At 62.2% G+C, this 1,207-nt stretch carries 2 protein-coding genes; both read left to right on the top strand.

What is annotated here, in order from left to right; translation table 11 throughout:
- The first annotated feature begins 172 nt into the window (after positions 1-172).
- Entirely contained in the window at positions 173-649 is a 477-nt protein-coding gene (locus tag BGN95_RS10525; protein WP_286772579.1) for a (2Fe-2S)-binding protein, read from the top strand.
- Positions 646-1,207: molybdopterin cofactor-binding domain-containing protein (locus BGN95_RS10530; protein ID WP_286772580.1), on the top strand; the 562-nt coding region annotated here is incomplete at its 3' end. The genes BGN95_RS10525 and BGN95_RS10530, both read left to right, overlap by 4 nt.

Raw genomic sequence — 1,207 nt, forward strand, 5'->3', positions numbered from 1 at the left:
TTAAACGCTTTCGTCCAACGGCCACTCATCTCGGTCTGGGCGTGACGAAGCTCTCTTCGTCACGCACCATACGGACTTGGCGCGCAGGGAAATTGTGCCATAAGAGATGCAGTCTAAGGCCGCGCCAGGCCGCAGCTTGCATCAATCGCAGACTCGAGAAGGACGGAGACTCATGCCTGTCACGCTCACCATCAATCAGAAGCAGCGCACGGTCGATGCCGATCCGGAAAAGCCGCTGCTGTGGGCCATCCGTGAAGATCTCGACATGCCCGGCACCAAATTCGGGTGCGGCATGGGGCTGTGCGGCGCTTGCACCGTGATCATCAATGGCGTGGCGACGCGCTCCTGCATCACGCCGATCAGTCGCGCCGTGGGCAAGGATGTCATGACGATCGAGCATGTCGCGACAACCCCCTCCGGCAAGAGCATCAGCGAGGCATGGCTGAAGCTTGACGTTCCACAGTGCGGCTATTGCCAGGCAGGCCAGATCATGTCCGCTTCGGCGCTGCTGACGAAGACCCCCAAGCCGACGGTCGAACAGGTCGATGCGGCGATGAGCGGCAATATCTGCCGCTGTTCCACCTACATGCGTATCCGCAAGGCGATCCGCGTCGCCGCCGGTCTCGAGCAGGCGGAGACCGTGGCATGAACGCGGCCAGCACCTTCAATCGGCGCTCGTTCCTTGTCGCCTCGCTGGCTGGCGGCGCGGCACTGACCTTCGACGTGAAGCTCGCTTTCGCTGCGACGGCGAAGGACAAGGCCACCATTCTCACCGCCTTCGTTCGGATCAATCCGGATAATAGCGTGATCATCGGCGCCAAAAATCCGGAGATCGGGCAGGGCATTAAGACGACATTGCCGATGCTGATCGCGGAGGAGCTGGATGTCGACTGGTCACAGGTCCGCATCGAGCAAACCCAGGCCAATGACAAGATTTTCGGGCCGCAAATGGCAGGCGGCAGCTTTTCGACCCCGATGAACTGGTTGCCGATGCGTCAGGCGGGCGCCGCTGCCCGGCAGATGCTGCTGACCGCTGCTGCGCAGAGCTGGAACGTCGATCCGGCCTCGCTCACCACGGCGAGCGGCAAGGTCATCCATAAGGCGAGCAATCGCTCGGCGCCCTATAGCGCGTTCGCCAAGCAGGCGGCCGCCGTGACGCCGCCTGACCTCGCCACTGTGCGACTCAAGCCCGATGCCGAATTCAAGA

Origin of the sequence: Sphingomonas sp. 66-10, from assembly GCF_001897045.1 — a bacterium.
Lineage (GTDB): Bacteria > Pseudomonadota > Alphaproteobacteria > Sphingomonadales > Sphingomonadaceae > Sphingomonas > Sphingomonas lycopersici.